The organism is Paraburkholderia sp. XV (genome assembly GCF_020177535.1).
GTDB classification, from domain to species: Bacteria; Pseudomonadota; Gammaproteobacteria; order Burkholderiales; family Burkholderiaceae; genus Paraburkholderia; species Paraburkholderia caribensis.
In genome coordinates this window covers 16,302-28,442 of record NZ_JAGUUD010000057.1, presented here as the reverse complement: position 1 = coordinate 28,442, position 12,141 = coordinate 16,302, and the positions used below count along the sequence as shown (strand labels likewise).

12 protein-coding genes are annotated in these 12,141 nt (G+C 64.3%); 5 read left to right on the top strand and 7 right to left on the bottom strand.

The genetic code is table 11. From position 1 onward, the window contains the following. Positions 1 to 2: 2 nt before the first annotated feature. The 3 genes from KFO72_RS24240 to KFO72_RS24230 are packed head-to-tail and all read left to right on the top strand — an operon-like array spanning position 3 to position 2,284. Complete coding sequence (locus tag KFO72_RS24240) at positions 3 to 1,184, top strand: acetate/propionate family kinase (protein ID WP_054932650.1); 1,182 nt, start codon at positions 3 to 5, stop codon at positions 1,182 to 1,184. Between the two features lie 2 nt (positions 1,185 to 1,186). Beyond that, positions 1,187 to 1,966 carry an enoyl-ACP reductase FabI gene (fabI, locus tag KFO72_RS24235; RefSeq protein WP_225033221.1) on the top strand — a complete coding sequence of 260 codons (780 nt, stop codon included), beginning with the start codon at positions 1,187 to 1,189 and terminating at the stop codon, positions 1,964 to 1,966. Positions 1,967 to 1,978: 12 nt separating this feature from the next. After that, positions 1,979 to 2,284: an RNA-binding protein gene (locus KFO72_RS24230; protein ID WP_225033220.1), complete on the top strand. Its 306-nt coding sequence runs from the start codon at positions 1,979 to 1,981 to the stop codon at positions 2,282 to 2,284. A gap of 9 nt (positions 2,285 to 2,293) precedes the next feature. On the opposite strand, the gene KFO72_RS24225 is transcribed toward KFO72_RS24230, so the two are convergent. From KFO72_RS24225 to KFO72_RS24215, 3 genes are read right to left on the bottom strand one after another with little or no spacing between them, the layout of a single operon-like run. Beyond that, positions 2,294 to 2,776, bottom strand: a complete 483-nt coding sequence (locus KFO72_RS24225; protein ID WP_225033219.1) for a YybH family protein — start codon at positions 2,774 to 2,776, stop codon at positions 2,294 to 2,296. A gap of 26 nt (positions 2,777 to 2,802) precedes the next feature. Next, positions 2,803 to 3,789 carry a zinc-binding dehydrogenase gene (locus KFO72_RS24220; RefSeq protein ID WP_225033218.1) on the bottom strand — a complete coding sequence of 329 codons (987 nt, stop codon included), beginning with the start codon at positions 3,787 to 3,789 and terminating at the stop codon, positions 2,803 to 2,805. Positions 3,790 to 3,843: 54 nt separating this feature from the next. After that, positions 3,844 to 4,470 (bottom strand): nitroreductase family protein, encoded by a 627-nt coding sequence (locus KFO72_RS24215; protein WP_176053007.1) that lies wholly within the window; start codon positions 4,468 to 4,470, stop codon positions 3,844 to 3,846. A gap of 363 nt (positions 4,471 to 4,833) precedes the next feature. Here KFO72_RS24215 and KFO72_RS24210 point away from each other — a divergent pair, with 363 nt between their 5' ends. Both KFO72_RS24210 and rpoD read left to right on the top strand, forming a co-directional pair. Next, entirely contained in the window at positions 4,834 to 5,094 is a 261-nt protein-coding gene (locus KFO72_RS24210) for a hypothetical protein (RefSeq protein WP_225033217.1), read from the top strand. 301 nt (positions 5,095 to 5,395) lie between these two features. Next, entirely contained in the window at positions 5,396 to 7,396 is a 2,001-nt protein-coding gene (gene rpoD, locus KFO72_RS24205) for an RNA polymerase sigma factor RpoD (protein WP_060603700.1), read from the top strand. Positions 7,397 to 7,519: 123 nt separating this feature from the next. Here rpoD and KFO72_RS24200 read toward each other — a convergent pair whose 3' ends face one another. From KFO72_RS24200 to KFO72_RS24185, 4 genes are all read right to left on the bottom strand, one after another. After that, positions 7,520 to 7,960 (bottom strand): PRC-barrel domain-containing protein, encoded by a 441-nt coding sequence (locus KFO72_RS24200; protein WP_054932656.1) that lies wholly within the window; start codon positions 7,958 to 7,960, stop codon positions 7,520 to 7,522. Positions 7,961 to 8,132: 172 nt separating this feature from the next. Next, positions 8,133 to 8,933, bottom strand: a complete 801-nt coding sequence (locus KFO72_RS24195) for a hypothetical protein (RefSeq protein ID WP_225033216.1) — start codon at positions 8,931 to 8,933, stop codon at positions 8,133 to 8,135. Between the two features lie 74 nt (positions 8,934 to 9,007). Continuing rightward, on the bottom strand, positions 9,008 to 10,207 hold the full coding sequence (locus KFO72_RS24190) for a fumarylacetoacetate hydrolase family protein (RefSeq protein ID WP_225033215.1): 1,200 nt from the start codon (positions 10,205 to 10,207) through the stop codon (positions 9,008 to 9,010). Positions 10,208 to 10,232: 25 nt separating this feature from the next. Further along, positions 10,233 to 12,020, bottom strand: coding sequence for an IlvD/Edd family dehydratase (locus tag KFO72_RS24185; protein WP_225033214.1), 1,788 nt, complete (start codon positions 12,018 to 12,020; stop codon positions 10,233 to 10,235). Positions 12,021 to 12,141 lie beyond the last annotated feature (121 nt).

Sequence of the window (12,141 nt, the reverse complement as noted above, 5' to 3'; positions counted from 1 at the left end):
ACATGGACGTCATCCTCGTCATCAACGCGGGTTCGTCGAGCATCAAGTTTCATGCGTTCGAAGCGCAAGGCGCGCAGCTCGAACCCATTGCGGGCGGCAAGATCGAAGAGATCTATACGAACCCGCGCTTCACCGCGAAGCGGCAAAACGGCGACGTCATCGAAGACAAACGCTGGCCCGAAGGCGAGCAGCTCGGGCACGACAATGCGACTGCGTTTCTGCTCGACTGGCTGCGCAGCCATGGCGAAGGACGCGCCACACTCCTCGCGGTCGGCCATCGCGTCGTGCACGGCGGCGACAGGTATTCGAAGCCCGTGCGCGTCGATGCGCAGGTGATGCAGGATCTCGAGGCGCTCGTGCCGCTCGCGCCGCTGCACCAGCCGCACAATCTCGCCGTCATCCGTTCCGTCATGGCGCGCAATGCGCAGGTGCCGCAGATCGCGTGCTTCGATACGGCGTTTCATCACACTCAGCCCGCCGTCGCAACGCGCTTCGCGCTGCCGCCTGATATTACGGAGCGCGGCGTGCGGCGCTATGGTTTCCACGGGCTGTCGTACGAATACATTGCGAGCGTGCTGCCGCAATTCGACGAGCGTGCCGCGAAAGGCAAAACCGTCGTGCTGCATCTGGGCAACGGCGCGAGCATGACGGCCTTCGATCAGTGCAAGAGCGTCGCGAGCACCATGGGCTTCACGGCCGTCGAAGGACTCGTGATGGGCACGCGCTCGGGCAGTCTCGATCCAGGCGTCGTGTTGTGGATGCTCGAAGAAGCAAAGATGGATGCGCGAGCGATCGAATCGCTGCTGTACAAGCGCTCCGGTCTGCTCGGCGTGTCCGGCATTTCCAGCGACATGCGCACGCTGCTCGCCAGCGACGACCCGAAAGCCGCCGAAGCCGTCGAGCTGTTCTGCTATCGCATTTCGCGCGAGCTCGGCTCGCTCGCCGCCGCGCTCGGCGGACTCGACGCGATCGTGTTCACGGCGGGCATCGGCGAACGCGCGGACCCGGTGCGCAAGCGCGTCGGCGAGCTGGCGGCATGGCTCGGCGTCTCGCTCGATGAAGCGGCGAACCAGCGCCATGGTCCGCGCATCAGCAGTCCGGACAGCGCCGTCGACGTCTGGGTGATTCCGACCAACGAAGAACTGATGATCGCCCGGCACGCGCTCGGCCGGCTGGAGGGTTAAGCATGGACACGCCAACGAGCCAGGTGATGGCGCAACACAAGGTGCTGGTGGTCGGCATCGCGAACGAGCATTCCATAGCGTACGGCTGCGCGCGCGCGTTCCGCGAGCTTGGCGCCGAACTCGCGATCACTTATCTGAATGAAAAGGCGAAGGCTTATGTCGAGCCGCTCGCGCAGGAGCTCGGCGCGTCGCTGCTGCTGCCGCTCGACGTGTCGAAGCCCGGCGAACTCGAAGCGGTGCTCGATGCAATCCGCGCGACGTGGGGACGGCTCGACGTCGCCGTGCATTCGATCGCATTCGCGCCGAAGGCCGATCTGCAGGGCGGCCTGCTGAACAGTTCGGCGGAAGGCTTTTCGGTGGCGATGGACATTTCGTGTCACTCGTTCATCCGCATGGCGCGCCTCGCCGCGCCGCTGATGGACGAAGGCGGATCGCTGTTCGCCATGAGCTATCTGGGCGCGACGCGCGTCGTGCCGAACTACGATCTGATGGGGCCCGTGAAGGCCGCGCTCGAGGCATCATGCCGCTATCTCGCGCACGAACTCGGGCCGAAGCGCATCCGCGTGCATCCCATTTCGCCGGGGCCGCTGAAGACGCGCGCCGCGTCGGGACTCAAAGACTTCGATCTGCTGCTCAACGAAGCAGCCGAGCGCGCGCCCATCGGCGAACTCGTCGACATCATGGACGTCGGCTACACCTGCGCGTTCCTCGCGACGCCCTACGCCCGTCGCATGACGGGCAATACGGTGTTCGTCGACGGCGGCGTGAGCATCATCGGCTGAACGGGACAAGGCATGAAACTGTTGATCAGCGGTCTGCCGCAATCGGCCTCGCTCGATGAAGTGAAAGCGCTCGTGTTCCGCTATTCGCACGCGGACTGCCGCGATGTCGAACTGGTCGGAGCAGCCGACGAGCACCCTGCCGCACTCATCGCCGTCAAGGGCGCCAACTGGACGACGCTGAACAATATACGGCGCCGCCTGCATGGCATGTACTGGCATCGCTGCCGGCTGTCGGTGCAGGTGCTGTCGTTCTGGGACGTCAGCGAAGCCGCCGAGGCGCGCCGCCAGACGAGGACGGCCGTGCCCGGGCGCGCCTAGACGGCAGATTCAGGCCGCGGGCAGATTGGTCGACGAAAAACCATAACGCGCGATACGCCAGACGCCGTCCGCCCCGCGATGCAGAATGAACAACTCCTGGTTGGCTTCCGGCTGCGTCGCGTGCTTACCCGTCAGCGTGTCGACCCTGCCCGTCGAATGCGTGCGCGCGAATGCCCAGTCGGGCGACATCGGCTTGATCTCGTCGATCGAGAAGCGGACGTTCAGCTTCATCGCGCTCAAGGCGTGCGTGATCGAGTTGCGCAATGCCTCACGCCCGACGATCGTCGGCGCGTTCGGCACCATCACGACGGGCGCGTCGTCGTAGAGACTCATGATCGCGTCTGCGTCCGACGCGTTCAGCGCCTGCTCGTAGCGATGCAGTTGTCGCGCGATCGCGCGTTCCGCGTCGCCCGAGGGCGCCGCGGACGCGGCGTCCTGCAGCGCGACGCCAGCCGCAAACAGCACGGGAACCAGCAATCTGCTCAATCGCACGGCGACAGTCCTCTCGCGTGACGCGTTCATAGCCGCACCACGATCTTGCCGAGCGCGCGATTACTCTCGATCAGACGATGCGCGTCCTGCAGTTCGTCGAATCCAAATGCATGGGCCAGGTGGGACGGGATGCGCCTGTTTTCCACGTCGAGTGCGAGCGATTTCAGCGGCGTGTTGGTGAGCGGCAAAGCCTCCGTGCCGAACAACTGGCTCGGAAAGAAACTCAGTCGCGCGGCGGGCGGCACATCGGCGACGAGATTGAACTGTTCGAGCACGGGTGGGCCGCCGAGCATGCCGATCACCGTGATCGCGCCGAACGGGCGCACCGTTTTCATGGTGTCGCGAAGCGTCGCGGCGCCGACGATTTCGAGCGCGGCGTCGAGGCCGCCACGCTGCGTGTCGAGAACCTGTTCTGCGATCGCCCCGTCGTCGACGATGACCGCGTCCGCGCCTGCGAGATAAAGCCGCTCGACGTGTTCCCTGGAGCGGGTCGAAGCGAGCACCCGAACCCCGGAGGCCTTCGCATACGTAACGGCAGCCAGACCGACCGACGATGTGGCGCCCCGCACCAGCAGCGTTTGCCCCGCTTCGATCCTGAGGCTTTTGCGCAGTGCGCCCCACGCGGTCAGATACGCCTGCGGCAACGCGGCCAGTTCTTGCCACGGCAACGCCGAGCCCTGAAGTGACACGACGTTGCGCGCGAGCACGGTGACTTCCTCCGCATAGCTCCCCGCCCGCGTGAACTGCAGTCCGCCCATCGCGGTTGCAACCCGCTCGCCGACGCGAAACGCGCCGGACGGATCTTCGAGTATTTCGCCGACAGCTTCGATGCCGGGCACGCGCGGCGCGTCGATCGGCCCGAGCTTGCCGGCGCGCAGATACGCTTCAGCGCGGTTGATACCGAAGGCGCGCACGCGAATGCGCACTTCGTCGAGCTTCGGTGCGAAAGACGGCATGTCGCGCAGTTCGAGCACTTCCGGGCCGCCAGCCCGTTCTATTACATAGGCTTTCATAATGGAGTCCTGATTAATTGCGTAGTTGTTCCGCTTTCCTCTGGGCGCGCCGGATCAGGCGAACAGCAATACGTCGGCAACGGGCCTGCGTGGCTTTTGCGGCCAGTTCCCCGGCGCGGGATAGCCGACGGTGACGAGCATCGCGGGCACGTCGGTCGACGCGAGTCCAAATTCGCGTGCGACGCCGACCGGATCGAAGCCGATCATCGGGCCGGACGCGAGTCCCTTCCCCTGCGCCGCGAGCATCAACGTCATCGCGGCAAGCGACGCCGAGCGGATCGCCTCGTCGCGCTGGCGCGCCGGGTTGTCCTGATACATCGAGCGCGCGGCACCGATCCAGCCGTCCCGGGTCGCTTCATTGATCAGCCCGGCGCTCACAGACGGCTGAAGCGCAACCGGCAGGGTCCGGTGCGGCTCGAGCGTGCCGCAGACGATGAACGTGACCGCCGCGTCGACGACCTTCTGTTGCCCATACGCGTGCGGCAACAGACGAGCCTTCGCGTCGGCGGTGCGAACCGCGACAAACTTCCAGTTCTGAAGGTTGAATGCCGAAGGTGCCTTTGTCGCAAGGCGAATCAGTTCTTCGATTTCGTGGTCGGCCAGAAGGCGCGCGGCATCGAAATGGTTGGCGGAGACGCGGGATTCGATGTGGTTTTCAATCGGGTTCTTGACGGTCGACATCTTGTTCTCTTGGTTGATCAGGACGATGTGGCGCAACTTTGGCGCATCGGCATGAAAACGGGAACCCGCAAAACTGATACGCCGCCTCTCAAATATGGAAGGGGCAAACGGTGAGGGGGCGCCCTGGGCAGCGCGACATGGGGGACTGGCTCGTCACCTTGACGTTGTACTTCTGCACATCGCGCGCATTGCCCGCTGACGCCGTTGCCGTCGTGTCATAACATGATGGATCTCGCAGCGCGGCTGCCGCCTACGGCCTACGCCCGTCTTGCCCCGTTACCGGTTCGAAAGAAACACGTTGTCGAAATGAACGATGCGTCGCATAAGATAGGTTCTATCTCTACGTCGTCTGAAGCTTCCGCCGTGAGCACTCCGTCTACCGCTTCCGAGCCCGAACGCGCGCAGGACGCGACCTGCGTCGCGCGGGATGCCGCGAAACACGGCAGCACGCCATGGACGATGTTCGCGCTGTCGGCCGTCGGGCTGATGGTCGGCGCGTTCGCGGTAATCGGGCCCGAGCATGTGTCCGTGGCCCTCGCCGAGACGCTGCTGACGGTCGGGTGCCTGCTGGTGGCGGCGCTCGCCGGCATTGTCGCGTCCGACCTGTCGCGCGATCGGCAGTGACCCCGCATGCACCAGAACCGGGCATCGGCAACTGTATAAACCTGGTGCATTGCACCACCTTTTCTGCTATACTCGCAGATTCACTTTTCAGCACGCGTCGAATTGCGTCCTAACTGGAAGGCACTGCGCGGAAGCCGGGTGAACCTGCTGGCATGCCAGCGTTCGCCAGTGGCTTCGAGCACACCGTTCCGCGTCAATCGATTCGTGCAACACCCCGCCCACACCTCACGATCCGACAGGTCAGCCCGCCTGCCGCGGGTGCGCGCGCGGGGATGCGAAACAGCCTGCCGAGGAGAACGTATTGGCAAAGCTTGACCGGGACAACTCCCAGTTCGAAACCATCACTGCAACGAAGGCGCCCAAGCGCGCAGCAAAGGCGAAGGCGCAGCCCGCCGCCGCGCCGCAAGATGCGGCCTTGCTGGAATCTCTCGTTGAAGAGCGTCAACGCCAGATGCGCGCGCTGATCGCGCTGGGACGCGAGCGCGGCTATTTGACGCACGCCGACATCAACGACCACTTGCCCGACAATTTCACCGAAACGGCCGCGATGGAAACCATCGTCAGCACGTTCGGCGAGATGGGCGTCTCCGTGTACGAAACAGCACCCGACGCGGAAACGCTGCTTCTGAACGACGGCCCCTCGGCTGCCGCATCGGACGATCAGGCCGATGAGGAAGCGGAAGTCGCGCTGTCCACGGTCGACTCCGAATTCGGCCGCACCACCGACCCGGTCCGCATGTATATGCGTGAAATGGGTGCGAGCGAGCTGCTCACGCGCGCCGGTGAAATCGAAATCGCCAAGCGCATCGAAGGCGGCCTGCAGGACATGGTGCAAGCCATCGCGATGTGCCCGTCCATCATCTCGACGATTCTCGCGGACGTGGACCGCGTCGTCGCGGGTGAAATCCGCATCGACGAACTGGTCGACGGCATCAGCGACACGAGCGAGGCCGCGGAACTCGACGACGAAGCAGCCGACGCCGCCGCGGAAGAAGAACTGGAAGCGAGCGCCTCGGACGAAGATTCGGACGACGAAGACGGCGACCTGTCGGACGACGGCGGCGAAAAAGCCAACGCCGCGCGCCTCGAACAACTGACGGCGGACAGCCTCGCGATCTTCCAGCGCGTGCGCGACCTCTTCGCCAGCGTGCCCGACATGCCCGTCACGGACAAGCGCCGCGCAACGGCCATCGCTAACCTGCGCGAGTCGATCCAGCAGGAACTGACGCCGATCCGCTTCACGGCGAAGACCATCGACCGCCTGTGCGCGGAAGTGCAGGCGCAGGTCGCGCAGGTTCGCGCGATCGAACGCAACATCCTGCAGATCGCCGTGGACCGCTGCGACATGCCGCGCGAAGCGTTCGTCGAGTCGTTCCCGGGCAACGAAACCGATCTCGACTGGACGATGCGCGTCGCCGCGAAGTCGAAGTCGTACGGTCCGGCGCTCGAGCGTCACCTGCCTGCCATCCAGTCGGAACAGCAGAAGCTGGTCGACATCGAAGCGTCGATCGCGCTACCGCTGCAGCAGCTCAAGCAGATCAACAAGCAGCTTGGCTCGGCCGAAGGCAAGATGCGCCAGGCCAAGCGCGAGATGATCGAAGCGAACCTGCGTCTGGTCATTTCGATCGCGAAGAAGTATGTGAATCGCGGCATGCACTTCCTCGACCTGATCCAGGAAGGCAACATCGGCCTGATGAAGGCAGTGGACAAGTTCGAATACCGTCGCGGCTGGAAGTTCTCGACGTATGCGACGTGGTGGGTCCGTCAGGCCATCACGCGCGCGATCGCTGACCAGGCGCGCACCATTCGCGTGCCCGTTCACATGATCGAATCGATCAACAAGCTGAACCGCATCCAGCGCGAGATCGTCCAGCAGACGGGGCAAGAGCCGCATCCGTCGGTACTCGCCGAGCGCATGGACATGCCCGAAGCGAAGATCCGCAGCATCCTGAAGATCGCGAAGAATCCGGCTTCGCTGGATTCGCCCGTGGGCGAAGACGCCGACACGACGCTCGGCGACATGATCGAAGACACGTCCGCGACGTCGCCCGCCGACGCCGCCGTGCACGCGAACATGCGCCGCGCGATCGACGAAGCGCTCGACGCGCTCACGCCGCGTGAAGCGAAGGTGCTGCGCATGCGCTACGGCATCGACACGGCGTCGGAACTGACGCTCGAAGAAGTGGGCCGCCAGTTCGACGTGACGCGCGAACGTATCCGCCAGATCGAGGGCAAGGCGATCCGCAAGCTCAATCACCCGAGCCGTGCGGACAAGCTGCGCCCGTTCCTCGAACGCAGCTGATCGGCATCGCCGCCGCCCAATATGGGCGCGGCAGCGCCCCAAACGAAACGCGGCAGCCCAAGGGCTGCCGCGTTTTTTTATGCTCACGGTTCGCTCCAGTTCGAAGCGAACCGCATGACGCGCTTAGTGATGCTCGCTGTATTCCTTGCGAGCGATCGGCGTTGCGCGGACCTTCGCGTACTGGAACGCCGGAATGGCCTTCACAGCGTCTTTGGTCGCGCCTGCCCACACGAGCTTGCCGCCCGTGAAGTCGATTTGCGAGAACGGCACGGCGACGTCATGCTGCGATACGCCGAGGAACTGATGCGCGGCGACGATCGCGAACGAAGCCGCATTGTCCGGCGCGATGATGATGTCGTGCAGTACACCGACCTTCTGGCCCTGCTCGTTGTAGATCGGCTTGCCAAGCAGGCCCTTCTTCGCGCTCCAGCCGTTGACGATGATCGATTCCTGCTCGACGCTCACGCCAATGGTCTGCGAGCCCGCCACTTGCGCGCTTGCCTGGCCTGCCATCACGCCGAACGTCGATGCCGCGATCAGAACTGCTGCCCACTTTGCCTTCATAGCTTATTCTCCGATGTGAAATGTTGCGAAGGACTGCCGCTGCTGTAACAGGAAACGTAATACCTTACCGCATCAGAAAGAAAAAGTCGCAGAAGGGTACGCAGGCCTTTTCCGGAAATGCGTGCGGCGTTTCCGACATGCACGCGGACGCGCATCGCGTCCGGTTGCGCCGCTACTTCGCGAGCCGCAGCCCTTTGCCAATCACTGTGCCGTCTTTCTGGTTCACCAGCCAGACAGCCTGAACGTTCGCATGCAGCGTCGATGTGCGGCGCGTGATATCGGTGGGCTCTTCGTCGGTGGGATCGCTGTGCTCCCGCGTTTCAGTCAGATACGGCGGTTCGAGCGTGCAGACAAGTACGATCGCAAAGCTGTTGTCGGCCTGCTCGAAGACTGCTTGCGGGACGGTCAGACGCCCGCGCGCCGTCGTCTTCGGCTTGCCTTGCGTCGCCAGTTCGATCGAATCGATCTTCTGGATAAAACCCTTGGCCTTCGCATCGGGCGCGATCACGAGACCGCGCCCGCTCGGGCCGGCGACGCTCTGGTAGAGCTGGATCGCGTCGGGATCCTCGTCGCTGGCAAGCGGCACGTTCACACTCAGCACATGCGTATTCGAGCGATACAGAATGCCGTGCGGCGCCGGAATCATGAACAGGAAAGTGCGCTGCCCATTTTCGGCCCCCGCCGCATGACCGCGCACGATGCGGTCGTAGGGCTCGCGTGCGAACTTGCGGATGCGAGTGGTCAGCGAGTCCGACGCGGCCGGGGGCATCTGGCTCGCGAGCATGTCGCGCACCTTGACGGGGTCGTCGGCGGTGAAGCGGTCGGGCGTTGCCGCGGCGCTTGCCTCATGAGCCTCGCTACCCTTGGGCGCGGCCGGCGTGGCGTTGGCCGCACCGGCGCACAACGCCAGCGCGACACACAGCATTGGCAGCACGCGATTGCTCGAGGCAACCGTGCGATTCAGAAATTGCACAACATCCTCTCCGTTGAAAACGGCGCTATCTGTGCGCCTCGCTGCGTTGAACGCAATCCATTTCAACATGCATTCTAAGGGTATTGCACGCCCGAACCGAGCAGCCCGCGCGCCGCGAGATTCGCGTACAGCGCGCGCACGCCGAAGGTCCACGGCGTAATCTCCGTGCACAGTTGCACCGTGTTGCGCAACGCGCCGAGTTGCGGCGTCGAAATCGTCACAATATCGCCGAGGTGATGCGTGAAGCCGCCGCCTTCCGCGTCGCGGTCCTTGATCGGCGAAAACATCGTGCCGAGGAACAGCATGAAGCCATCGGGATACTGATGATGCTTGCCGCAGGTCTGCGCGACCAGATCGGCGGGATCGCGGCTGATCTCCGACATATGGCTCACGCCTTCGAGCAGAAAGCCGTCGTCGGCGCCTTCGACGCGCAGCGACACGCTCGTGCGCCGTACGGTATCCAGCGTGAAGTCGCCGTCGAAGAGCCGTATGAACGGTCCGATCGAACACGAGCCGTTGTTGTCCTTGCACTTGCCGAGCAGCAATGCCGAGCGCCCTTCGATATCGCGCAGGTTCACATCGTTGCCGAGCGTCGCGCCGACGATCACAGCCTTGCTGTTGACGGCCAGTACGATCTCCGGCTCGGGGTTGTTCCATGTCGATGCCGCGAGCAGGCCGACGTCCGCGCCGAACCCTACGGACGACATCGGTTGCGACTTCGAAAACACTTCCGCGTCCGGGCCGATGCCGACTTCCATGTATTGCGACCACGCGCCGCGCCGCTCGAGTTCCGCCTTCAGACGCGCCGCCGCTTCCGAGCCGGGCTTGATCTTCGAGAGGTCCGTGCCGATCACGGTTGCAATCGTCTGCCGCACTTCGTCGGCCTTCGCGGGATCGCCGCCCGCCTGCTCTTCGATCACCCGCTCGATCAGGCTCACCGCGAACGTGACGCCGCATGCCTTGATGGGCTGCACGTCGCAGGGCGCGAGCAGTTGCGCGCTCGCCGACGCGTCGTTCGCGAGGCTCGCGGCGATCAGTTCGGCTGCGCTGCCGAGCCGTTCGCCCGGCGCATGGCGAGCGATCTCGACGGCGTCGTCGCGTTCGAAGAGATCAGCCGTGGTCGGCGCGCTCGGTGTAATGTCGAACACGTCGCCGTTGCGCACGGCTACGACGCTCGGCCCTTCATGCCCGTCCGTCTTGCGCCACACGCGGCCAACCAGCAATGCGCGGTCGAGGTCGTCGGGAAGATAGTTCGTTTCGTTCGATGCTGTCATGAAGCGCGTCTCCAATCATGGTTTGTCAATGCGAATGGCGCGGATTCCCGCGCTCGGCGATCACTTTCAGATAGAGCGTCGCGGGTTCGAGGCAGCCACCTGTCGAAAGCTGCCCGACCGTCTGACGATACAACTCCTGCCACGGCGTTTGCGCTGGCGGAATGTCGAACTTCATGCTGGCGCGCCGGCGCGCCAGTTCGTCTTCATCGACGAGCAGTTGCACGCTGCGCGCGTTGAGATCGACGCGAATGCGGTCGTTCGTGCGTAACAGCGCGAGCCCCCCGCCGACAGCCGCTTCCGGCGACATGTTGAGAATGGAGGGGCTCGCCGACGTGCCGCTCTGCCGTCCGTCGCCCATGCAAGGCAAGGACGTGATGCCCTGGCGCACGAGTTCCGCGGGCGGCGCCATGTTGACCACTTCCGCGCTGCCCGGATAACCGACCGTGCCCGCGCCGCGAATGACGAGCATGCAGTGCTCGTCGATTTCCAGCGACGCATCGTTGATGCGCGCGTGATAGTCCTCGGGACCCTCGAACACGATCGCACGCGTTTCGAATGTATTCTCCTGGCCCGGCTCGCTCAGATAGGTTTGCCGGAACGCTTCGCCGACCACCGACATCTTCATGATCGCGCTGTCGAAGAAGTTGCCCGACAGCACGATGAAACCCGCACCATGCTTGAGCGGCTCGGCTGTCGTGCGAATCACGTCGCGATCGCCTGTCGCCGAACGCGCCGCGATATCGCCAATGCTGCGGCCCGACACCGTCATGCACGATTCGTGTATGAGGCCCGCTTCGGTCAGCTCGTGCATGACGGCAGGCACGCCGCCCGCGCGATGAAAACTCTCGCCGAGATAGTCGCCAGCGGGCATGCAATTGACCAGCAACGGCACCTGCTCGCCGACACGCTGCCAGTCCGCGAGACTCAGTTCGATGCCCATATGCCGCGCGATCGCGATCAGATGCGGCGGACAATTGCTCGACGCACCCAGCGCGGACGCCACGACGATCGCGTTCTCGAAGGCCTCTTTCGTCATGATGCGCGAAGGCTTCAGATCGTCGCGGACCATCTCGACGATACGCTTGCCCGTCGCATACGCCATCTGGCCGCGCTCGCGGTACGCAGCGGGAATGCTCGCGCAGCCGGGCAGCGACATGCCGAGCGCTTCCGCAAGGCTGTTCATCGACAGCGCCGTGCCCATCGTGTTGCAGTGCCCGATGGAAGGCGACGAGGCCGTCGTCAGTTCCATGAAGCCTTCATAGTCGATCTCGCCCGCCGCGAGCAGATTGCGCGCGTGCCAGATCACCGTGCCGGAGCCAACGCGCTTGCCTTGATGCCAGCCGTCGAGCATCGGGCCGCCCGACAGCACGATAGCGGGCATGTCGACCGTCGCGGCCGCCATCAGGCACGCGGGCGTGGTCTTGTCACAGCCCGTGGTCAGCACCACGCCGTCGAGCGGAAAGCCATGCAGGATTTCGACGAGGCCGAGATACGCGAGATTGCGGTCGAGCGCGGCCGTTGGCCGGCGGCTCTGCTCGGCAAGCGGATGCACCGGAAATTCCATCGGAATGCCGCCCGCGTCGCGAATGCCCGCCTTCGTGCGCGCGGCCAGCTCGATGTGGTGACGATTACAGGGCGCGAGATCGCTGCCCGTCTGCGCAATGCCGATGATCGGCCGGCCCGACTGCAACTCCTCGCGCGTGAGGCCGTAGTTCATGAAGCGCTCGACATACAGCGCCGTCATGTCCGCGTGCGAAGGATCGTCGAACCATTCCTGGCTGCGCAGACGGCGCGCTTGCGTGTTCTCCGTCATCTCGTGTCTCCATGTTTGCTTGTGCCGCCGTTGCTTCGTGCGGGTGCTTCCACCCCGCTTCAAAGGCGTATCGGGTACGGCACGTTATCGGTAACATCCGATCATGGTAGCACGGCATTCG